Origin of the sequence: Microbacterium sp. Root180, from assembly GCF_001428485.1 — a bacterium.
In the GTDB taxonomy this organism is placed as follows: Bacteria; Actinomycetota; Actinomycetes; order Actinomycetales; family Microbacteriaceae; genus Microbacterium.
Genome location: NZ_LMHS01000003.1, coordinates 365675 through 386666 on the forward strand (window position 1 = coordinate 365675; position 20992 = coordinate 386666).

The 20992-nt window shown below is 68.8% G+C and carries 18 protein-coding genes; 8 read left to right on the forward strand and 10 right to left on the reverse strand.

Features of this window, described 5'->3' with window-relative positions:
- Positions 1-12: 12 nt before the first annotated feature.
- The 3 genes from ASD93_RS09165 to ASD93_RS09175 all read right to left on the reverse strand — a co-directional run bounded on the left by ASD93_RS09165 (position 13) and on the right by ASD93_RS09175 (position 3466).
- Positions 13-1809 (reverse strand): polysaccharide biosynthesis protein, encoded by a 1797-nt coding sequence (locus ASD93_RS09165; RefSeq protein WP_056121564.1) that lies wholly within the window; start codon positions 1807-1809, stop codon positions 13-15.
- Positions 1806-2807: a hypothetical protein gene (locus ASD93_RS09170; RefSeq protein ID WP_157536916.1), complete on the reverse strand. Its 1002-nt coding sequence runs from the start codon at positions 2805-2807 to the stop codon at positions 1806-1808. Before ASD93_RS09170 ends, ASD93_RS09165 begins: the two co-directional genes overlap by 4 nt.
- 155 nt (positions 2808-2962) lie before the next feature.
- A complete protein-coding gene (locus ASD93_RS09175) occupies positions 2963-3466 on the reverse strand; it encodes a GtrA family protein (RefSeq protein WP_056121568.1) in 504 nt (167 codons plus the stop codon).
- A 148-nt stretch (positions 3467-3614) separates the two neighbouring features.
- Here ASD93_RS09175 and ASD93_RS09180 point away from each other — a divergent pair, with 148 nt between their 5' ends.
- Genes ASD93_RS09180 through ASD93_RS09190 form a run of 3 tightly spaced genes read left to right on the forward strand, consistent with a single transcriptional unit; the run spans position 3615 to position 6384 of the window.
- Positions 3615-4445: a glycosyltransferase family 2 protein gene (locus tag ASD93_RS09180; RefSeq protein WP_056121570.1), complete on the forward strand. Its 831-nt coding sequence runs from the start codon at positions 3615-3617 to the stop codon at positions 4443-4445.
- Positions 4442-5464, forward strand: coding sequence for a glycosyltransferase (locus tag ASD93_RS09185; protein ID WP_200950656.1), 1023 nt, complete (start codon positions 4442-4444; stop codon positions 5462-5464). The genes ASD93_RS09180 and ASD93_RS09185 overlap by 4 nt, the downstream gene beginning before the upstream one ends.
- On the forward strand, positions 5461-6384 hold the full coding sequence (locus tag ASD93_RS09190) for an NAD-dependent epimerase/dehydratase family protein (RefSeq protein WP_056121571.1): 924 nt from the start codon (positions 5461-5463) through the stop codon (positions 6382-6384). The genes ASD93_RS09185 and ASD93_RS09190 overlap by 4 nt, the downstream gene beginning before the upstream one ends.
- On the opposite strand, the gene ASD93_RS09195 is transcribed toward ASD93_RS09190, so the two are convergent.
- Positions 6335-8575, reverse strand: coding sequence for a hypothetical protein (locus ASD93_RS09195; protein WP_157536917.1), 2241 nt, complete (start codon positions 8573-8575; stop codon positions 6335-6337). The two genes, ASD93_RS09190 and ASD93_RS09195, sit on opposite strands and share 50 nt — an antisense overlap.
- Positions 8576-8685: 110 nt before the next feature.
- Between ASD93_RS09195 and rfbA the strand changes: the two genes are divergently transcribed.
- The 3 genes from rfbA to rfbD are packed head-to-tail and all read left to right on the forward strand — an operon-like array spanning position 8686 to position 12001.
- On the forward strand, positions 8686-9555 hold the full coding sequence (rfbA, locus tag ASD93_RS09200) for a glucose-1-phosphate thymidylyltransferase RfbA (RefSeq protein ID WP_056121575.1): 870 nt from the start codon (positions 8686-8688) through the stop codon (positions 9553-9555).
- Complete coding sequence (gene rfbB, locus ASD93_RS09205; RefSeq protein ID WP_056121577.1) at positions 9555-10553, forward strand: dTDP-glucose 4,6-dehydratase; 999 nt, start codon at positions 9555-9557, stop codon at positions 10551-10553. The genes rfbA and rfbB overlap by 1 nt, the downstream gene beginning before the upstream one ends.
- A complete protein-coding gene (gene rfbD, locus ASD93_RS09210; protein ID WP_056124280.1) occupies positions 10553-12001 on the forward strand; it encodes a dTDP-4-dehydrorhamnose reductase in 1449 nt (482 codons plus the stop codon). Before rfbB ends, rfbD begins: the two co-directional genes overlap by 1 nt.
- Here the strand turns inward: rfbD and ASD93_RS09215 are convergent.
- The 3 genes from ASD93_RS09215 to glf are packed head-to-tail and all read right to left on the reverse strand — an operon-like array spanning position 11986 to position 14698.
- Positions 11986-12732: an ABC transporter ATP-binding protein gene (locus tag ASD93_RS09215; protein WP_056121579.1), complete on the reverse strand. Its 747-nt coding sequence runs from the start codon at positions 12730-12732 to the stop codon at positions 11986-11988. The genes rfbD and ASD93_RS09215 overlap by 16 nt on opposite strands.
- Positions 12732-13538: an ABC transporter permease gene (locus tag ASD93_RS09220; protein WP_056121581.1), complete on the reverse strand. Its 807-nt coding sequence runs from the start codon at positions 13536-13538 to the stop codon at positions 12732-12734. The genes ASD93_RS09215 and ASD93_RS09220 overlap by 1 nt, the downstream gene beginning before the upstream one ends.
- A 23-nt stretch (positions 13539-13561) precedes the next feature.
- Complete coding sequence (glf, locus tag ASD93_RS09225; protein WP_056121582.1) at positions 13562-14698, reverse strand: UDP-galactopyranose mutase; 1137 nt, start codon at positions 14696-14698, stop codon at positions 13562-13564.
- Between the two features lie 332 nt (positions 14699-15030).
- On the opposite strand from glf, the gene ASD93_RS09230 reads away from it, so the two are divergent.
- On the forward strand, positions 15031-16257 hold the full coding sequence (locus tag ASD93_RS09230) for an FG-GAP-like repeat-containing protein (protein WP_056121584.1): 1227 nt from the start codon (positions 15031-15033) through the stop codon (positions 16255-16257).
- A gap of 36 nt (positions 16258-16293) precedes the next feature.
- Here ASD93_RS09230 and ASD93_RS09235 read toward each other — a convergent pair whose 3' ends face one another.
- Positions 16294-17589, reverse strand: a complete 1296-nt coding sequence (locus ASD93_RS09235) for a nucleotide sugar dehydrogenase (protein WP_056121587.1) — start codon at positions 17587-17589, stop codon at positions 16294-16296.
- Between the two features lie 141 nt (positions 17590-17730).
- Here ASD93_RS09235 and ASD93_RS09240 point away from each other — a divergent pair, with 141 nt between their 5' ends.
- The gene (locus tag ASD93_RS09240; protein WP_056121588.1) at positions 17731-18744 is read left to right on the forward strand and encodes an acyltransferase family protein; all 1014 of its coding nucleotides are present in this window, start codon (positions 17731-17733) and stop codon (positions 18742-18744) included.
- Here ASD93_RS09240 and ASD93_RS09245 read toward each other — a convergent pair.
- Together ASD93_RS09245 and ASD93_RS09250 are read right to left on the reverse strand one after the other, a co-directional pair.
- Entirely contained in the window at positions 18677-19819 is a 1143-nt protein-coding gene (locus ASD93_RS09245; RefSeq protein WP_056124283.1) for a hypothetical protein, read from the reverse strand. The genes ASD93_RS09240 and ASD93_RS09245 overlap by 68 nt on opposite strands.
- On the reverse strand, positions 19816-20967 hold the full coding sequence (locus ASD93_RS09250; protein WP_056121590.1) for a glycosyltransferase: 1152 nt from the start codon (positions 20965-20967) through the stop codon (positions 19816-19818). Before ASD93_RS09250 ends, ASD93_RS09245 begins: the two co-directional genes overlap by 4 nt.
- Between the last annotated feature and the right edge of the window lie 25 nt (positions 20968-20992).

Sequence of the window (20992 nt, forward strand, 5' to 3'; positions counted from 1 at the left end):
TAGATCCGCGACTCAGTCATTCGCCTGCGCTCTCGTGGCGGCACTTGTGTCGGTACCCGGATCTTGGGTTGCGGCGGCCGAACCGAGCCGGCTCTCCCAGCCCCGCTTGTCGAGCGCGGCCGGCGAGATCGCTCCCACCTTCGCGTGCGAGATCATGGGATGGAAGGGACTCGACGTCTCCTCGCTGGCGCCGACGAGCTCTTCGTGCAGTTTTTCGCCGTCGCGAAGCCCGGTGAACACGATGTCTACGCGCTGGCCGCTCATGGCGATCATTCGTCTCGCGACATCGAGGATGCGCACCGGCTCTCCCATGTCGAGGATCAGCACCTCACCCGGTCGGCCGATGCCGCCTGCCTGGACCACGAGCTGGCAGGCCTCGGGGATGGTCATGAAGTAGCGGCTCACCTCGGGGTGCGTGATGGTGATGGGACCGCCCAGCTCGATGAGGCGCTGGAAGGTCGGGAGCATGGACCCTCGACTGCCGATCACGTTCCCGAATCGAACGGACAGGTACCGCTGGCCAGTCTCGGTCGCGGCCCACGCGGTGAGCTTCTCGGCGACGCGCTTTGAGTGTCCCAGCACGCTCGTGGGGTTTGCGGCCTTGTCCGTCGAGATATTGACGAACGTAGTCACGTCGACCGCGCGTGACGCCGCGATCACGTTGAGCGTGCCGATGACATTGGTCTTCCACGCCTCGTCGGGATACTGCTCGAGCATGGGCAGGTGCTTCAGCGCCGCGGCGTGGAAGACCACCTGCGGTCGGCGCGAGTCGAAGATGCCCCGCAGTGTCGCCTCATCGCGGATGTCGGCGAGAACAACGTCGTTCGTGTTGAGAAGTCCGTGGCCCGCGACGCCGAGCTGCGCCTGCTGGAGCCCCGTTTCATCCCGATCTAGCATGATGAGTTCGCCCGGCCCGAACTGCGCGATCTGGCGGCACAGCTCTGAGCCGATCGAGCCGCCTGCCCCAGTGACGAGGATCCGCTGCCCGGTGATGTATCCCGCGATCGCGGAGATGTCGGTCTCGACGGGCTGCCGGCCGATGAGATCCTCGATGCTCACGCTGCGCAGATCGGACAGCCGCGACGCGCCGCTGAGGATGCGGTCGAGCTCCGGGAAGACGAGGGTGGTCAGGCCCGCAGCCTCGGCTGCGTCGGTCGTCTGGCGCAGCAGCGCGGCGTCCGCGCGGCCGATCGCGACGACGAGGTCGGTCGCCTCCGTCGCCTCCGCGACCCGCGCCAGGTCCGCGGAGGTTCCGAGGACGGGCACGCCGCTCACCCGGAGGTTGCGCTTGCGCGGGTCGTCATCGACGAACCCGACCGGTGCGAAGGCCCCCGAGCTGTTCGCCATCGTCCGCACGAGAGCCTGGCCGAGTGATCCCGCGCCGAAGACGATGACCCGGTGCTCGGCGTTGTTCGCGCGTCGGCGACTCCGCCGGAAGAACAGAGGCGCGTACCGCAGGAGGAACAAGAACGCGGCCGCCAGGGGCAGCGCGATGAGCACCGTGCTGCGAGGCAACCCGGGGACAGGCGGATGCGCTGCGACGACGATGGCGAGCACCACAGCCTCGACGACGAGCGTCAGGACGAGGGCGCGGACCTCGTCGAGGGAGCGACTTCCGAACCGCCCGCGATATACGTGGAACACCCACCCCAGAAGAGCCTGCAGGCCTGCCGCGAAGGCGGCCAAGGCGAGCACCCACAGCCATGCGACGGCGGAGACGTCGAACTCATAGCGAAGCAGCACGGCAAGGATCACGGCGAGGAACCAGGCGACGCAGTCCATGATCGCCCGGAAGTCCATGCGGCTCATGGGCTGACCTCTGCGCGTCCGCGTGCAGCCGTGAACACGATCGTGCCGATCACTCGTCCGCCCGCCGCTGTGGCGAGGTCGGTCGTCTCCGACACCGCCGCCTTTCGGGTGCGGCCTGCTACAGCCACGACGGCGATGTCCTTGTCTGCGAACTGCTCGATCGTCGCCGTCGAGGTTTGCGGGAGACCCTCCACGATCTTCGGCTCGGCGCCGCTCAGGCGCGCAAGTTTCGCTACGGCGAGCGCCGGGGCAACGTCGTCGACGAGTGTCGCGAGGACGACATCCTGGTTCGCCGGCTGTCGTGCGGCGACCACATCCAGCATCCTCACCGTCGCGCGCGTGTCGTCTGCACGGTGCCGCCCGGCGCGCACGAAGCCGAGCAGGCGAGCGCCGCTGGCCGCGACGGCGTCCGACGGAAGCTGAATCCTCGAGGAAAAGGCGATGCGCGCCCACAGCACGACGGTCCCGAGCCCGGTCCCGGCCAGGAATCCGGTGACGAGCGCTTGACCGATCTGGGGCGTCACGCGCGGCTCCCGAGCGCCTGCCGGCTCGATGATCTCGACGCGCGCGAGGGGGTGGCGCGCCTCGACTGTCTCTGCAAGCGCAGCCGAGACGGCGTCGGCAATCGACTCGGCTGCGCGCGAGTCTTCATCGGTGACAGCAACGCGGATGACTGCTGATCCCGGTGAGGAGGTGACCTCGACACGACCAGCGAGATCGGCAGTCGAGCCATCGATTCCGAGCGTGTCGATGACCGGTTGGAGAACCCGTGCCGTGGTCGTCGTTGCCGCCACCCCGGCCGCCAACTGCGCTGCGGCGATGGTTCGCGCGGCCTCGTCGATGGCGGCGGCGCCGGGTTCGGCCGCGATCGTCACGAGAGATTCCGCCGCGACCGTCGTAAGGCGCGGCTCGGTGACCACGTATGCCAGGGCACCTACCACTCCGACCACGATCGCCAGGATCGGGATGAAGGCGTTGCGACGTACCGCCGCGGCCACACCGCCCACGTCCAATCGAGGACCACCCAACCCATATCGCTCAGTCGGCACGCACCGGAGGCGTCCCCTTCTCAGCAGATTCTAACAAGCCGCACCGCGCACCACTGACAATGGCGGGTATAGCGCGCCGCGACGTGGACCCGAAGTGAGCGCTCTCACTCGCGATGCGGCTCGCTCTGCTCGTCGTCGGGTGCGTGGTCCTCCTCGACCGCGACCATTCCTGCGGGCGCGGCACCAGCATTGCGGAAGGAGAAGGACTTGTGCAGGGCGTACGTGACGATCACCAGGATCGCCGTCACTATGAGCTGACTCACGAGCTTCTCCATGGCGCTGTCGAACCCGAGCACCGAGGCCGAGAACCAGCTCATAGCCAGATTGGCGAGGAACGAACCCAGCGTGACCGAGGTGAACTTGACGAACTCGCGGAACGGATGCCCAGTTCCGCGGAAGACGAAATGCCGCTGCAGCACGAACGACGTCAGGTTCGAGACGATCCAGCTGAACGTGATGGCGATGGCGTAGTCGGCAGGGACGCCCCACGCATCGAGGATAAGCAGCGCGATCGCGTAGAGGCCGTACGAGAACGCGGTGTTCAGGCCTCCGAACACGAGGTACCGGATCTCGGGGCGTCGGGAGGCCTCCACGAGCAGGTTTCGCATCGCGCCCACCCTACACTCGGCATCCCCGATCCGCCCGGGCAGCCCAGGTGCGAGCAGGCGGGTGCGTTAGGCTCGACCGTTGACGTCCTGCCATCGTTCGCGGACCAGCCGGCCCCACGGTACGACGGCCGCGGAAGGAACTCGAATCGTGACCGCCCCCGCCCTGAGCGTCGTCATCCCGGCCTACAACAACGGTCGCACGCTCGTCGAGACGATCACGTCGGTGCTCGACCAGAACGTGGACGGGCTCGAGGTCATCGTCGCCGATCACGCGTCCTCCGACGACACCCTCGGAGTCATGCGTCGCTTCGCGGACGATGAGCGGGTCCACCTGCTCGAGACGCCCGCCGGCGGAGGCGCCGGACGCAACTGGAATCGCGTGACCGAGGCCGCGACCGGCGAGTTCCTCAAACTCGTCTGCGGCGACGACGTGCTCCGCCCCGGCGCTCTCGCACGTCAGCTCGAGATCCTCCGATCCACCGGCGCCTCCCTGACAGCATGCCGTCGGGATGTAGTCGACGCGAACGGGCGCATCCTGAAGGCGGGGTGGGGACTGCGCGGGCTGGGCGAGCGGATGCCCGGGCACCAAGCCGTCCGGAGGTCAGTGCGGGCAGGCTCCAACCTGTTCGGCGAGCCGGCGTCGGTGATGATGCGACGCGACCGTCTCGCGCAGAGCGGCGGCTGGTTCGACCGGTTCCCCTACTTGATCGACCAGGCGACGTACTCCCGCGTGCTGTTGAGTGGCGACTTCGCACCCGATCGCGAGGTCGGCGCGACTTTTCGGATGAGTGTCACGCAGTGGAGCGTCGCGCTGGTGCGCGAACAATCGGACCAGGCGCGCGGATTCCACGCGTGGCTGCTTGCGGAGCATCCAGAGGTCGTGTCGGCGACCGATGTCCGTATCGGCGACGTGCGGTCGACCGCGATGGCCCGCGCTCGTCGCCTGTCGTATCGTCTGCTCGAGAGGAGGATGCGATGACCGTCGACGAGACCTATGCGCACAGGATCAGCATCGTGATTCCGGTCTATCAGGGTGAACGCACGCTCCGCTCTGTGATCGACGAGATCCGTCCCCTTACCGCAGGGTTCACCACGGATGCAGGTCACGCGGCGCGAGTCGACGAGGTCGTCCTTGCCTACGACCGCGGACCCGACGATTCGGCCCGCGTCATCCGCGAGCTCGCCGGAGAGCTGCCCTGGATCAAGCCGGTGTGGCTCAGCCGCAACTACGGCCAGCACGCGGCCACGCTCGCCGGCATGGCGAGCTCCGGGGGCGAGTGGATCGCGACACTCGACGAGGACGGACAGCACGACCCACGAGAAATCCGGATTCTGCTCGACCAGGCGCTGGCCGAGCGGGCCGATCTCGTCTATGCCGAGCCCGTCAACCGGGCGCCGCACGGTTTTGTCCGCAACACGGCGTCGAGGGCTTCCAAGCGCACGCTCGAGTCGTTCCTCGGAGGCGGCCGCGCGTCGCACTTCAACAGCTTCCGCCTCATTCTCGGTGAGATCGGACGGAGCGTCGCCGCGTATGCCGGCACCGGCGTCTACCTCGACGTCGCACTGTCCTGGGTCGCGAGCCGCGTCGCCACCGCACCGGTCACGCTCCGCCAAGAGGGCGATCGTCCCTCCGGGTACTCGTACCGCCGGCTGTTCGGTCATTTCTGGCGGATGGTGCTCACGTCGGGCACGCAGGGCCTGCGGTTGGTCACGGCCGTAGGCGTGGCGTTCTTCATCGGCGGCATCGCGTTCGCCGTCTACCTCACGGTCGCGCGCGTGCTGTCCGGCGACATCCCCGAGGGCTGGACGTCGCAGATGGTGCTGACCGCGCTGGGCACGGGCGTGATCCTCGTGTCTCTCGGAATCATCGCGGAGTACCTGGGGGTCGCCGTGAGCGCCGCCCTCGGCAAACCCGCCTATCTCATCGTCCGCGATCCGGCCAGCGGCCCCCTCGGACACACACAAGCGCCTGAGCAGCGGACGATCGATCCAGAATGATCCCGGCGCGGCGGTGGGTCATCGGACGTGGGCTCCTCGGGCGCGCGGTTGAACGGACGCGAGCCGACGAGGTCTTCTCGGTCCCCGTACCGTGGGACGATCCGGATCGGACTGTCGACGCGTTCCGCCACGCGCTCACCAAATTCGCCGACACGCGCTCCCTGCTCGAGATCTATTGGTGCGCGGGGCGGGGCGTCACCTCCACACCTCGCGACGTGCTCGCTGTCGAGGCATCCGTGTTCGAGCGCATAGTCGGCGTCGTGCTCGCGGCGCCATCCGAGACGCGGTCGCGGCTCACCGTCTTCCTCGCGTCGTCCGTCGGCGGTGCGTACGCGGGATCACCCGTGCCGCCCTTCACCGAGTCGACACCGGTCGCCTCACTGAGCGCGTACGGTGACACCAAGTTGCGTATGGAGGCGACACTCAGACGCGCGACGACGGACGGACAGTGGCGTTCGCTCGTCGGACGCATCACGAACATCTACGGCGCGGGCCAGGATCTCTCGAAGCCCCAGGGACTCATCTCGGCGCTGGTGAAGGGCCACCTGAGTGGGCAACCCACCTCGGTATACGTCCCGCTGGACACGCTCCGCGACTACATCTACGAGGACGACTGCGCCGCCGTCGTCGACGCCGGCGTGCGCCGCGCCGCGGCCGAGCCGCCGGGAACGACCATCACGAAGCTGATCGGCGCGATGCGCGCCGTGTCGGTCGGGGCGCTGCTGTCCGAGCTCACACGGCTTCGGCGGCATCGTGGCCCGATCGTGCTCGGGGGCGGTGACGCCCGCGGACAGGCTCTCGATCTCCGCATCCGCTCCGAGGTGTGGACCGACCTTGACGGGCTCGCCCGCACGACTCTTCCCGAGGGACTCAGCCGTGTGTATCAGGCTCAGCTTCTCGGGCGGGCGTCGCCGCGATGAATTGCTCCTCGTCACCCTCGGCCGGGACCGGGGAACGCCGACGTGCGCGCCGCTGGAGGATGACCCAGCCGATCGCCGCCGCCGCTCCGAGCGCGAGCGCCGCCACCATGACCGGGAACCCGGGCGGCCGGAACGCGACCGTCACGATGTCTCCTGGCTGCGCCTCGGACGTGTCGACGGTCAGCAGCCACCCTCGCGTCGGCGAGGCGTGATCGGCGCCGCTTATCGCATAGCCGGGGTAGTCGAGTCGCCCGAGCACGACGCGCGAGTCGTTCCCGACCGAGTCCACACGGAAGGTCACCGTCGTGCCGGACGTGTCAAGAACGGTGACCTCCGTGCCCGACCCCGTCCAGGCGACGCCTCCGGCGCCCGCCACCTCCTGGGCGCGCTCGAACAGCCACGTGTAATCCCCGTCGGCAACGAGACGCCATCCCTCCGGCGGCATCGGCTGCTCCGGGAAGGTCGCCTTCATCGCGAGGATCGTGCTGACGCCCATGAGGTCGGCGACCGGGAGCCCAGTCGTGTCGTCGGTGCTCCACAGCGTGGCGAGCGAATCGGCGCAGGTCGAACCCCGCAGGTCCATGCACAGGTCCCTGGAGAACGTCGAGTACGGCAGCACCGTGTACAGGCTGCTGACTGGCGTCGGGCTCAGATACCAGAGGTTACCCATCAGACGCTCATCGAAGCTCGCATCCACACCTCCGTAGGCGTAGATGTCTCCTACGACGATCGCGTCGCCGGATGCCTCGGCGAGCACGGCTTCCATGCGTTCGACACTGTCCGGCACACCGAACTTCGGCAGCGGCGTGTACGGGAACACGAGCATCTGCGGCACGACCAGCAGCCCCGACACCGCGACGGCCGCGGCAGCCGTGAGCCCGGTCCGCCGCGCGTCGCCCGGAGCCCGAGGGGACAGGGCCACGAACGCGATCCCCACGATGGCGAGTGCCTGGACGACCAGGACAACGGCAAGAGAGCGCCATTGCGGCGGGGTGTTGGCGAAGGTGATACCCGTGGTCACCAGGAGGAGGGCGAACGACCACCCGACGCGGCGACCTGTGACGAGAGCGGGGAAGGCGTGTGTGGCCATGACCGCGACGAGGACGCATGCGGCGAGGCACACGTACGGCATGAAGCGCACCGGCCAGCGCAGCGGCCCCACCTGGCTCGGTCCGATGACGAGGACGATCATGAGCGCGAGGAGCACGAACAGCGGGATGCACCGCCGGACGACGCTGCGCGGCATCGGCAGCAGGAGCGGGAGCAGCGGGAGCAGCCAGGCGACGTACACGAGCGGGGCAGCCGTCTCAGGCCCCCACCACGCGCCGACGGATGCCGTTGCAGTGGGCGCCGCCGCCGACATGAGGTCGCTCAGATCTGCGTTGAGGAAGCGCGCGTTGGAGATGCCGAGTCCTGCGCGCGCGGTGACGGGCGCGGTGAGCACACCGGGCAGATACACCACGATGGTAAGAAGTGCCCCCCACGCGGAAGCCAGCAGGGTGCGCACGATGCGCCCGCGATCGCGGCCGATGATCGCGCGTACCAGGCTCTCGACCAGGATGATGACGAGGATCAGAACGCCGAACACGTAGCCGAACGTGACCAGCGCGAAGCTAGCGAGGAGATAAGGGATCGGGGAGCGGAGGGCCTCGACCGACCGGCGTAGACCCCACCAGACCCAGGGCAGCACCGCCGCGTTGAACAGGCCGGTCGCCCACGACGGGGCATCCATGTACACCGTGAAACCGCCGAGTGGCACGAGAACCCCGGCGACCGCGGCCCAGGGGGCACTCGCGGTGAAGGACCGGGACAGCAGGTACACGCCACCGGCCATGAGCATGAGGAAGGCGATCTTCACGATGGTCGTGTGAACGACAGGATTCTCCGCCCAGCGGGCGGTGATCGCGATCAGCCACGTGAGCGGATTGAGCAGGCCCCACTGCCCTTCGGCGAAGTAGTTTCCCGCCTGCCATGCGTGCGGGTCGAGGACGGGGAAGCTGCCGCTCAGCAGCCGGTCGCCCAGCTGCCACCACTGCCCGAACGCGCCGACCTCGCTGTCGTCCGCGAAGTAGAACCGTGGAGTGACGAAGACCCGGGACACCGCGAAGACGCCGGTGAGCGTGACCGTGACTGCGACCCAGACTGCGGCCACCCCCCGACGGCGGGCGGTCACGGAGGTCTGTTGGGTCACGTCGAACCAATCAGGTGGCGGGGAGATTGAGCCACTCTAGCAACGGCCACACGGCGACCCGTGCGGGCCACCCGCCGCGTGAAGGGGCGCGGCTGTGGAACTATGGGACGGTGAAGGGCATCATTCTCGCCGGCGGCTCGGGCACGCGGCTGCATCCGATCACCCTCGGCGTCTCCAAGCAGCTGGTACCGGTGTACGACAAGCCGATGGTGTACTACCCGCTCTCGACCCTGATGCTCGCCGGCATCCGCGACATCCTCGTGATCACGACTCCGCACGATGCGACGCACTTCGAGCGACTGCTCGGCGACGGCTCGCAGTTCGGAGTGTCGATCTCGTTCGCCCAGCAGCCTTCCCCCGACGGTCTGGCTCAGGCGTTCACGATCGGCGCGGACTTCATCGGCGACGACAAGGTCGCCCTCGTCCTCGGTGACAACCTGCTGTACGGCCCCGGGCTGGGCACGACGCTCGCCCGTTTCGCCGACATCTCCGGCGGGGCGGTGTTCGCGTACTGGGTCGCCGACCCGCAGGCGTACGGCGTCGTCGAGTTCGACGACGCCGGCCGGGCGATCTCGCTCGAGGAGAAGCCCGTCAGCCCGCGCAGCAACTACGCGGTGCCCGGCCTCTACTTCTACGACAACGATGTGGTGGAGATCGCCCGCGGACTCGCGCCCAGCGCGCGCGGGGAGTACGAGATCACCGACGTCAACCGGGCGTACCTCGCGCAGGGCAGGCTCTCGGTGGAGGTCATGCCCCGGGGGACGGCCTGGCTCGACACCGGGACGTTCGATCAGATGACTGACGCGGCCGATTACGTGCGCACGATCGAGCGCCGCACCGGCATGAAGATCGGCGCGCCCGAAGAGGTCGGCTGGAGACAGGGCTTCCTCACCGATGACGAGCTCCGCGTTCGTGCGGAGCGGCTCCTCAAGTCGGGCTACGGCGCCTACCTCCTCGCACTCCTGGAAAGGGGCCGCTGATGGCTCGACTGCTCGTCACCGGTGGAGCCGGCTTCATCGGGTCGAACTTCGTCCACCATGCGCTGGATCACACCGACCACCACATCACGGTGCTCGACAAGCTCACCTACGCGGGCAACACGGCATCACTGGACGGCCTGCCCGAGTCCCGGTTCCGGTTCGTGCGGGGCGACATCGCGGATGCCGCACTCGTGGACTCCCTCTTCGCAGAGTCCGACGCCGTCGTGCACTACGCCGCCGAGTCGCACAACGACAACTCGCTCGACGATCCGCGCCCGTTCCTCGACACGAACATCATCGGCACCTACACGCTGCTCGAAGCCGCCCGACGGCACGGCACGAGGCTCCACCACATCTCGACCGACGAGGTGTACGGCGATCTCGAGCTGGACGACCCCGCGCGCTTCACCGAGTCCACGCCGTACAACCCGTCGAGCCCCTACTCGTCCACGAAGGCAGGATCGGACCTGCTGGTGCGCGCGTGGGTGCGGTCGTTCGGCGTCGCGGCGACCATCTCGAACTGCTCGAACAACTACGGTCCGTATCAGCACGTCGAGAAGTTCATTCCCCGTCAGATCACGAACGTGCTCCGCGGCATCCGTCCGAAGCTGTACGGCGCGGGCGAGAACGTGCGCGACTGGATCCACGCCGACGACCACTCCGCCGCGGTCCTCACGATCCTGGAGAAGGGCGTGATCGGCGAGACCTATCTCATCGGCGCCGACGGCGAGGAGAACAACAAGGCGGTCGTGGAACTCATCCTCACCCTGATGGGACAGCCCGCCGATGCGTACGATCACGTGACCGACCGCACCGGACACGATCTTCGCTACGCGATCGACTCCACCAAGCTGCGCACCGAGCTGGGATGGACGCCGATCTATCAGGACTTCCCGGCGGGTCTTGCGGCGACCATCGAGTGGTACCGCGAGAACGAGGCATGGTGGGCTCCGGCTAAGGATGCGACCGAGGCGTTCTACGCGTCCAAGGGCCAGTGATGACGGAATTCGGCAAGCCCCTCCGGCCGACCATCACCCCGATCCCGGGGCTCGTGCTGTGGGATCTCACCGTTCACGGCGACAGCCGCGGCTGGTTCAAGGAGAACTGGCAGCGGGAGAAGATGGTGGCCGCGGGTGTGCCCGACTTCGGGCCGGTGCAGAACAACGTGTCGTTCAACGACGCGGTGGGCACCACGCGGGGCATCCATGCCGAGCCGTGGGACAAGTGGGTGTCGGTCGCGACCGGCCGTGTCTTCGGCGTATGGGTCGATCTCCGCGAAGGCCCGACCTTCGGAACCCGCTTCACGGCGGAGCTCGACCCGTCGCGCGCGATCTTCGTCCCCCGCGGGGTGGGGAACGGCTACCAGACGCTCGAGCCCGATACCGCGTACACCTATCTCGTCAACGAGCACTGGTCGCCGGAAGCGACGTATTCGTTCCTCAACCTCGCCGACGAGAGCGCCGCGATCGAATGGCCCATCCCGCTCGATCGGGCCGAGATCTCCGACAAGGACCTCCGCCACCCCCGGCTCGCCGATGTCGCGCCCGTCGCCCCGCGGAAGATCCTCGTCACCGGCGCGGACGGACAGCTGGGCCGCGCACTGCGCGCCGAGTTCGGCGACGCCCCCCACATCGAGTACACGACGCGCGCCCAGCTCGACCTCGCCTCGCCCGAGGTCGTCACTGCACGGCGCTGGCGCGAGTACGACGCGATCATCAATGCCGCCGCGTACACAGCCGTGGATCTCGCTGAGACGCCCGAAGGCCGCCGCGCTGCGTGGACGGTCAATGTGACAGGGGTGTCGCACCTCGCTCGGATCGCGCACGAGAACCGGCTCGCACTCATCCACGTCTCCAGCGATTACGTCTTCGACGGCTCATCGGCCGATCCCTATCGGGAGGACGACCCGCTCGACCCGCTCGGCGTCTACGGCCAGACGAAGGCGGCCGCCGACGCCATCGTCTCGTCCGTGGACCGGCACTACATCCTCCGGACGTCCTGGGTCATCGGAGACGGACGCAACTTCGTGCGCACGATGAGCGGCCTCGCCGAACGAGGTGTCGACCCACGGGTGGTCGACGATCAGCTCGGGCGGCTGACGTTCACCGATGACCTGGCGCGCGGCATCCGTCACCTGCTGGACACGGGGGCGCCCTTCGGGGTCTACAACCTCACGGGCTCCGGCCAGCCCGCCTCGTGGTGCGACGTCGCCCGCCGCGTCTTCGCGCTCACCGGGCACGACCCGCAGCGCGTCGGCGCCGTCTCGACGGACGAGTACTTCGCGAGCGCGAAGGGGCTGGTCGCTCCGCGTCCTCGCCGCAGCGTGCTCGACCTCGCCAAGATCATCGCGACCGGGTTCGAGCCGGCCGACTGGGATGCCGCCCTCGGTGGATATCTCCGCGATGCGCAGTCGCCGGCTCCCGACGGGGGTCAGCCGGCGTTGTAGTCGGCGTTGTAGCGATCGAGCACTTCGCCGATCGGAGCATCCATCTGCAGCCGGCCCTTGTCGAGATAGAGTCCGCGCGTGCAGAAGCGGCGCAGGTCGCGCTCGCTGTGACTGACGAAGAACAGCGTGCGACCGTCGGCGAGCAGCTCGTCGATGCGCTTGTAGCACTTCTCCCTGAAGGCCTTGTCGCCGACGGCGAGCACCTCGTCGACGAGGAGGATCGGCTCCTCGAGCTGCGACACCACGGCGAACGCGAGCCGCACCTTCATGCCGTTGGAGAGGTGCTTGTACGGCGTGTCGATGGACTCCTGGAGCTCGGCGAACTCGATGATCCCGTCGAACCGGCGGGCGACCTCGGCCTTGGGCATCCCGTGAAGCCCCGCCGTCAGGCGCACGTTCTCGCGCACGGTGAGGTCGCCGACGAACCCGCCCGTGATCTCGATGAGCGGCGCGACTCCGCCGTTGACCTCGACCGTGCCCTCGTCCTGGATGAGGACTCCGGCGACGAGCTTGAGGAGCGTGCTCTTTCCCTGGCCGTTGCGGCCGACGACCCCGATCGACTCACCGGGTCGCACATCGAAGGTGACATCGCGCAGGGGCCAGAACTCGCCCGGCTTGCTGCGGCGCGACGAGTCGGCGAACAGGTCCTTGATGCTCCGGCGCCCGCGGCGGTTGCGGCGGAACCGCACGCCGAGATCGCGCACCTCGATGGCATGATCGGATGCCGTCATCACAGCTCCTTCAGCAGGGGACGCTCGAGGCGGCGGAAGACGAACATGCCCAGCGCGAGGAAGCCGACGCTCATGACGGCGCCGACGCCGATGACCCACGGGTCCCACTCCTCGGCGAAGAAGCCGACGCGGTACAGCGCGAAGATGCCCGACAGGGGGTTGAAGGCGGCGAGCGTCTCGAAGACGCCGGGAAGATCGGACACCCCGTAGATCACCGGCGACGCGTAGAACAGCGCACGGAGGATCAGCTTCGTCGTGCGCTCCAGGTCGGTCCAGATGACGCACAGGGGCGCCACGAGCAGACCGAGACCGACGAGCAGCACCGTCTGCAGCAGGACGGCCACCGGGAAGAGGAGAAGACCCCAGTTCATCTGCACCGGGGTCTCACTGAACGCGGCGATCACCACGAACAGCGCGAGCACGGGGAGTGAGCACAGGAACTCGATGCCCTTGGACAGGACGATGCGGTTGACCCAGATCGAGCGCGGAATGGCCGTCGAGCGCACGAGCCGCGCGTCCTTGCTGAAGGCGCGGGTGAAATCGGAGACCGCGGCGTTGAACCACACCCAGGGAAGGAGCGCCGTGATGAGGAACACGATGTACGGCTCATGACCGACCGTGCGCTGGAAGATCTGGGTGAAGACGAACCAGTAGATCGCGCTCATGACGAGCGGATCGAGCACGGACCACAGGTAGCCCAGCGCACTGGTCGCGTAGCGAACCTTGAGGTCGCGGGCGGACAGCAGCCACAACGAGTGGAGGTACCGCCTCGGCGATCCGGGCGCGCCGACTGCTGCGGTGGTCACGATGCGAGTCTAAGGGGCGCCGATCAGGCGAGCTGGTTGTTCCACATGGACAGTGCGGCGCCGATCGCCATGTGCATGTCGAGGTACTGATACGTGCCGAGCCGGCCCCCGAACAGCACGTCCTGCTCGCCCTTGGCGAGCTCGCGGTAGGCGACGAGGCCGGCGCGGTCCTCGGGGGTGTTGATCGGGTAGTACGGCTCGTCCTCACGCGTGGCGAAGCGCGAGAACTCGCGCATGATGACCGTCTTGTCGGTCGGGTACCGGTCGGCGCGCTCGGGGTGGAAGTGGCGGAACTCGTGGATGCGCGTGTACGGCACGTCCGCGTCGGCGTAGTTCATGACCGAGGTGCCCTGGAAGTCGCCGACCTCGAGCACCTCCTGCTCGAGGTCGATCGTCCGCCACGACAGCGCCCCCTCCGCGTAGTCGAAGTAGCGGTCGACGGGTCCGGTGTAGACGATGGGCAGCTGCCCGACGGTCGCCTTCTTGTTGAGGGGCTGCGAGGCGTCGAAGAAATCGGTGTCGAGCTTCACCTCGATGTTCGGGTGATCGGCCATGCGCTCGAGCCACGCGGTGTAGCCGTCGGTCGGCAGACCCTCCCACGTGTCGTTGAAGTAGCGGTTGTCGTAGGTGTAGCGGACCGGGAGCCGGCTGATGACCTCGGCCGGCAGCTCCTTCGGGTCGGTCTGCCACTGCTTGGCGGTGTAGTCGCGGATGAACGCCTCGTACAGGGGGCGCCCGATGAGCGCGATCCCCTTCTCTTCGAGATTCGCGGCGTCCTTCGCGTCGAACTCGCCCGCCAGCTCGTGGACGAGCTGCTTCGCCTCGTCGGGGCTGTAGGCGGCCTGGAAGAACTGGTTGATCGTGCCCAGGTTGATCGGCATCGGGAACACGACGCCCTTGTGGTTCGTGTAGACCCGGTGCACGTAGTTCGTGAAGGAGGTGAAGCGGTTCACGTACTCCCACACGCCCGGGTTCGAGGTGTGGAAGAGGTGCGCGCCGTAGCGGTGCACCTCGATGCCGGTCGTGGGCTCGTTCTCGCTGTAGGCGTTGCCGCCGATGTGGTGCCGGCGGTCGATCACCGTGACCTTGCGACCCGATGCCGCTGCTCGCTCTGCAATCGTGAGACCGAAGAAGCCGGAGCCGACGACGAGGAGATCCATACGTGACATGCTTTCGTGAAGACGGATGCCGCGGACACGGCGACGCGGCGGGCAGAAGGCACCGCCGCGTCGTGCCAGCCTACCGGGAGCAGCCGCACCGAACCTGAGTGAAAACTCGGGCGGCAGGGCGGTTAATGTAGCCCTTTCGTGTGCTAGCCGCATCCAGACACGCCGCACGAACGCGAGTTCGTCCCCCAAAAGGGGGACACGATGGGGCTTCTGGTGAGGCCGGGCCCTCCGCTAGCGTGTTGGCAAGCGTTGTACCCGAGCGCCCGGGCGTCCCCAAGCCCTGTCATTTTTTGTACGACCCCAGCGTACGAAGGAGGGCCGCTATGCGTGCCCGCATCATCTCGATCATCCTGCCCGTCATCCTCATCGTCGGCGCGAGTGTCGCCACCGCAGCACCGGCGCAGGCCGCCACCGGTGACGCGGCGACCGTCTTCGCCCAGACCAACGCCCAGCGCGTGAAGGCCGGTCTCAAGCCTCTGATCTCCGATCCGATCCTGGATCAGGCTGCCGGCGAGTGGGCCCGGGTGATGGCGAACTCGTGCACCTTTTCGCACAGCAGCTCCACCTGGCGGGCCAGCCGCGTCGCGAAGGCCGGATGGTCAGCCACCGGCGAGAACATCGCCGCCGGCTACGCGACGGGAGCGGTGGTGAGCGCGTGGATGGCCTCCCCCGGCCACCGCGCGAACATCCTCAACGCGAAGTACACCGGTGTCGGCATCGGCCACGCGAAAGGCACGTGCTACTCCTCCTACTGGGTGCAGATATTCGGCCTGACCAAGACCGCCGCACCGGCCGGAGTGGCCGATGTCAGCGGCGATCTCAACGCCGACGTGGTCGCGGTCGACTCGAACGGCCAGCTCCTCGCGTACCGCGGCGCCGGCAACGGTCGCTGGGCCGGCTCATCCGTGGTGGGGTCGGGCTGGACGGCGAGCGACAAGCTGGTGACGCTCGGCGACTTCACCGGCGACAGCGTGAACGATGTCGGCAGACTCCGCGCCGACGGCACGTTCGACCTGCTCGCCGGAACCGGCCGTGGCGGATTCGTGGCTCCCGCGACGATCGGCCGGGGCTGGACGGGCTACCGGCTCGTCACCGGCGGCGTCGACTACGACGGAGATCGACGCCCTGACGTGCTCGCCGTGACGACGGCCGGCGCGCTCATGCTCCACCGCGGCAACGGCGCGGGCGGCTGGGCGGGTTCGGCGGTCAAGGTCGGGTCGGGATGGGGCGGGATGACCGCCGTGTTCTACGCCGGCGACTTCAACGGCGACACTCGCGGCGACGTCATGGCGCGCCGCAGCGACGGCACGCTGTGGCTGTACCCGACCTCGGGCGCGAGCTCGTGGGGGCCGTCCAAGCGGGTGGGCACGGGTTGGAGCGGGCTCACGGCCGTCTTCAGCCCCGGGGACTTCGACGGCACCGGAAAGCCGGACGTGATGGCGCGCAAGACCGACGGCACACTGCTGCTCTACCGCGGGAACGGCGCCGGCGGCTGGGGGACGACCAGCGTCCTCGGCGCCGGCTGGAACGCGTTCAGCGGTATCGGCTGAGCCGTCGACCCGTCGGCGCCGATGGGGTGGTCAGGATCACCCGGCGGCGCCGACGACGATGCGCGGCGTACCCACCCAGGATGCGGCATCCGTCGCGTTGCGACCGTCGACGAGAAGACGGATGCCTGGAAGCTGCTCCGGGGTCAGCGCGCGGTAGTCCGCGTGGTCGGTCTGGAGAACGGCCACATCGACCGCGTCGCCCAGGGCGAACGGCTCGAATCCGAGAGCGCGGAGCTCGTCGTCGCTGTAGAGCGGGTCGTGGACGCGGACCTCGGCGCCGCGCGCCTTCAGCGCCTCGACGGTCGGGAAGACGCCCGAGAACGCCGTCTCCTTGACTCCCCCGCGATACGCCGCACCCAGGACGACGGCGCGGCTGCCCTCGAGCGAGCCGAGGACGCCGGCGGCCTGGGCGACGAGGCGCTCCGGCATCGAGGCGTTGAGCAGGCGTGCGGTGCGCACGATGTCGGCGTCGGGGTCGGTCGACAGGTACAGGCGGGGGTACACGGGGATGCAGTGACCGCCGACCGCGATGCCGGGCCGGTGGATGTGGCTGTAGGGCTGCGAGTTGCAGGCCTCGATGACCTGGTAGACGTCGATGCCGTGGTCCGCGGCGAACAGCGCGAACTGGTTCGCCAGGCCGATGTTCACATCGCGGTAGGTGGTCTCGGCGAGCTTCGCCATCTCGGCGGCCTCGGCCGAGCCGAGGTCCCACACGCCGTTCGCGCGCGCCAGGTCGTCGCGCTCATCGAACTGCAGCACCGCCTCGTAGAACTCACGGGCACGCTCGGCGCCCGCCTCGGAGAGGCCGCCGATCAGCTTGGGGTACTTGCGAAGATCGGCGAACACGCGGCCCGTGAGCACGCGCTCGGGCGAGAACACGAGGTGGAAGTCGGCGCCCTCGGTGAGGCCCGAGCCCTCCTCGAGCATCGGCTTCCAGCGGCCGCGGGTCGTGCCGACCGGAAGGGTCGTCTCGTACGACACGAGCGTGCCGGGCGTGAGGTGCTCCGCGAGCGAGCGGGTCGCGCCATCCATCCACGCGAAGTCGGGCTCCCACGTGGTGTCGTTCACGAAGAGCGGGACCACGAGCACGACGGCGTCGGCGCCGGGGATGGCGTCGGCGTAGTCGGTCGTCGCGCGCAGGCGTCCGGCGGGAACGAGCTCGGAGAGCTTCTCCTGCAAGTGCGCCTCTCCGGGGAAGGGCTCGATGCCGGCGTTGACGGCATCGACCGCCTTCGGGTTGACATCGACGCCGATCACCTCGTGACCCGAGTCGGCGAACTGGACGGCGAGGGGAAGGCCGATCTTTCCGAGGGCCACGACGGCGATACGCATGGATTCCAGTCTAGGCGAGGCGGCGCTCCCCGGTCGGCATCCAGGGAACCCCCGGGTCACGTCGGGGTATCCTGGCCCGACGCGCTCGCGCGCGATGCCCCTCCCCCGACGACGGCCGAGCCCTGTGAGGACCCCGAGCCCGTGCGCCCTTCAGACATCCGACGAGCACCCGCCACGCGCGGACCCTCGGCGACGCGGAACTCCGGGATCGACCTCCTTCGCGTCCTCGGCATCTGCGCCGTCGTCTACGGGCACGTCGTGACCACCGAGACCACAGCCCAGTGGATCTACCCGTGGCACGGCCCGCTCTTCTTCTTCCTCTCCGGCTACTTCTGGAAGCGCGGCCGGAGTGCAACGTCCGAGCTGCGGATCCGCGCCCGGTCGCTCCTCGTGCCCTACGCGTTCTGGCTCGCCGCCGGGCTCGTGCTCCTCGGCATCGCCGGCCTGCTCACGGTGGAGGGGGTGTTCGCGATCGCGCGTGGGGGCGTATCCGCCAAGGGCATCTTTGCAGCGTTCTGGTTCGTCACCGCACTGTTCTGGGCGACGATGCTCGCGCGGCTGCTGGAACCCCTTCCCGGCTGGGTTGCGTGGGCCGTCGCCGTCGCTGGCGTCGCTGCGTCCTACTCGCTGCCGATGGGCGCGCTGCCGCTCGCGCTCGGCCACGCCTTCCCGGGACTGCTGTTCCTCCTGTTCGGCGCGCTCGCGGCGCGGGTGCGTCTGCCGTGGTGGGCCGGTCTGGCGCTGCTCGCGGCGTGCGCGGCGGTGATCGCCGCGCTCCCGATCGCGTACTTCAACCTGAAGTCCCTCAACCTCGGCACCCCCGTCGTCGGCGTGCTGCTGGCCGTCGCCCTCTCGTGGGGCCTGACCGTCTCGTTCGGGCACGTCTCCGCTGCGTGGGCCACGCTTCCCGCGACCGCGGGCATCGCGGTGGTCCTCCTCCACACGTTCGTGCTGTTCTTCGTCGCTCCGTGGGGCCTGCCCGTGCCGATCACCCTGGCGATCGTGCTGAGCGCGACGTGGGCGATCGCCGTGGTCCTGCGGTGGACGCCGCTCTCCCCCGCGGCCTGCGGGGTCCCGCGGCTCCGGGTCAGCGCCGGGCCGAGAGGATCGGCCGCAGCATCGAGAGTGCGGCGTCGCGTTCTCGATCGAAGCTGAGCGTCCGCGCAGCCGCGTGCGAGTGCTCCTTGAAGCGCTGCACGGTCTCGGCGGTCAGGCCCGCGAGCGCGCGGACACCCGCCTCGACGGTGAAGTCCTCCCCGATCACGCCGAGATCGAACTCCCGAACCACTCGTTCCATCTCGACGGTCGGCCCGACGGCGATGGCAAGGCGGCCCTGAACGAAGTCGAACAGCTTGTTGGGAAGGGTCAGGCGCGCGTTCGTGTGGACGGGCGGAATCCAGAAGACGCCGACGTCGTAGGCGTTGAGGGTCCGCGGGAGATCCGCGGGTGCCACCGGCTCGTGGAACGTGATCCGGGGGTCGTCGCCGGCTCTGGCGCGCAGCTGCGCGAGATACCGCCCGCCGTCGGCTGCGGGGACGAGATAGAGATCGAGCGTGAAGCGCTCATCGAGTTCTCGCACCGCATCGATCATCGTCTCGAGGCTTCTGCCATGGATCGCTCCGCCGCTGTGCACGAGGCGGATCCTGCCCGGCACGGGCGGCGAGGGCTTGAGATCGGCGAACGGGGCGGCGTTGCGCATCACCACCGGGCGCATCCCGAAATCGCGTTCGTAGAGATCGGCGATCTCGTCACCGACGGTGGTGACGGCGGCGGCGCGCGGAAGGTAGGTGCGGCAGAGATGGACCATGAAGGGCGCGACCAGCAGCCGCCAGGACAGGACGTGAGTGCGCTCCTCGGGAGCCCACTCATGCAGGTCGGCCCACACCGGTGCGCCGCCGGAGACCGCGAACGCGAGCCCGAGCACGCGCGCATCGTTGGCCACGACCAGATCGAACTGCCTGTGCTGGAGCTGGGCGAGGGCGTAGGCGACCCCGGGTGCGGCGAGCTCAGCGCGGCGGAATTGCCGGGTGGCGAGCTTGAGGACCCCGGCCGGCGTCTGGGGAAGCGAGAGCTTGTCGTCCGGGACGCGGATGTGCTCGACGACTCCGGGCGGGGCCTCGCCGTGTCCGACGGTCGTCACGTGGCCGAGCTCGCGGAGGACCTCGATCTGGCGCAGCACGCGCGCGTCGCGGCGAATGGGGGTCAGCGAGATGCAGAGGATGCGGGTCATGATGCGCACTCCCGATAGATGTCTGCGAGCTGCGCCGCGCTCCTCGCGAGGCTCCGTTCGGCCACGACGAACTCGCGCGCTCGCCGCCCCATGTCTGCCCGCTCCTCCGAGGAGAGCTCCAACGCATCGCGCAGCCGTAGGGCGAGCGAGCTCTCGTCCGCCTCAGGGACGAGCCAGCCCGTCTCGCCGTCGCGCACCATCTCGCCGGTACCCCCGCTGTCATAGGCGATCACCGGCACTCCGCAGGCCTGCGCCTCGAGGAGCACCAGCCCCGCGGCCTCTCGGGCGATGCCGTTCACTCGCGTCGGAAGCACCAGGACGTGCGCTGCCGCAAGCTCGTCGCGCAGATGGTCGCTGGTCAGGCCGCCCGCCACTCGGAGGTGTCTGTGGCGTTGCGCCGCCTGCAGGAGAGCTCCGCGCTCGGCTCCCTCTCCGATGAACACCAGTTCATGCGGGACGTGAGCAAAGGCCTCCAGGGATGCGGCGATGAGGTCGTGGACGCCCTTCGGCTTGCTCAGCCTGCCCACGAAGAGCACCCGCGGCGTCTCGGGACGCTCCGCCTCCGAGGGGCGGAAGACGTCGGTGTCGACGCCTTGATAGTGGACGGTCGTCCGCCGTGCGTCGGCGCCGCCTCGGACCGCCACATCGGCGATGTAGGAGCTCACGGCCAGCACCGACCGCGCGACGCGGTACATCTCGGCGACATCGCGCTTCATGCGCGCGAGCGCGGGGCGTCCGAGGGGCCGGCGGCTCGACATCGGAGTGAGGGGCACGAAGGCGTCGCCGCCGTGGACCGTGACGAGCGCGGGTATACCCTGCCGGGTGGCGACACGCGCGGCGGCACCCGACCCGTAGGCGAAATGCTGGTGGACCACATCCGGATGCCACTCCGCGACGGCGCGCGCCGTCGCGTGGTTCAGCAGCGCGCCGAGCTGCTCACGACGCCGGACCGGCAGCCGATCGGCGAGGGGGAGCACGCGCGCCAGGGTGTCTTCGATATCGACGGACGCGCGCACGGCCGGGTCCGAGATCGAAGCGGCGCCTGCGAAGAACCGGAAGTCGAACTCACCGGCGAGCGCGCGAGGGTGCGCCAGCGCGAAGTACGTGGGCGGGATCAGCAACGATCCCTTCGTCACGGCAACGCGCATCGGGCTCCTCTGGGCGATTACGGCC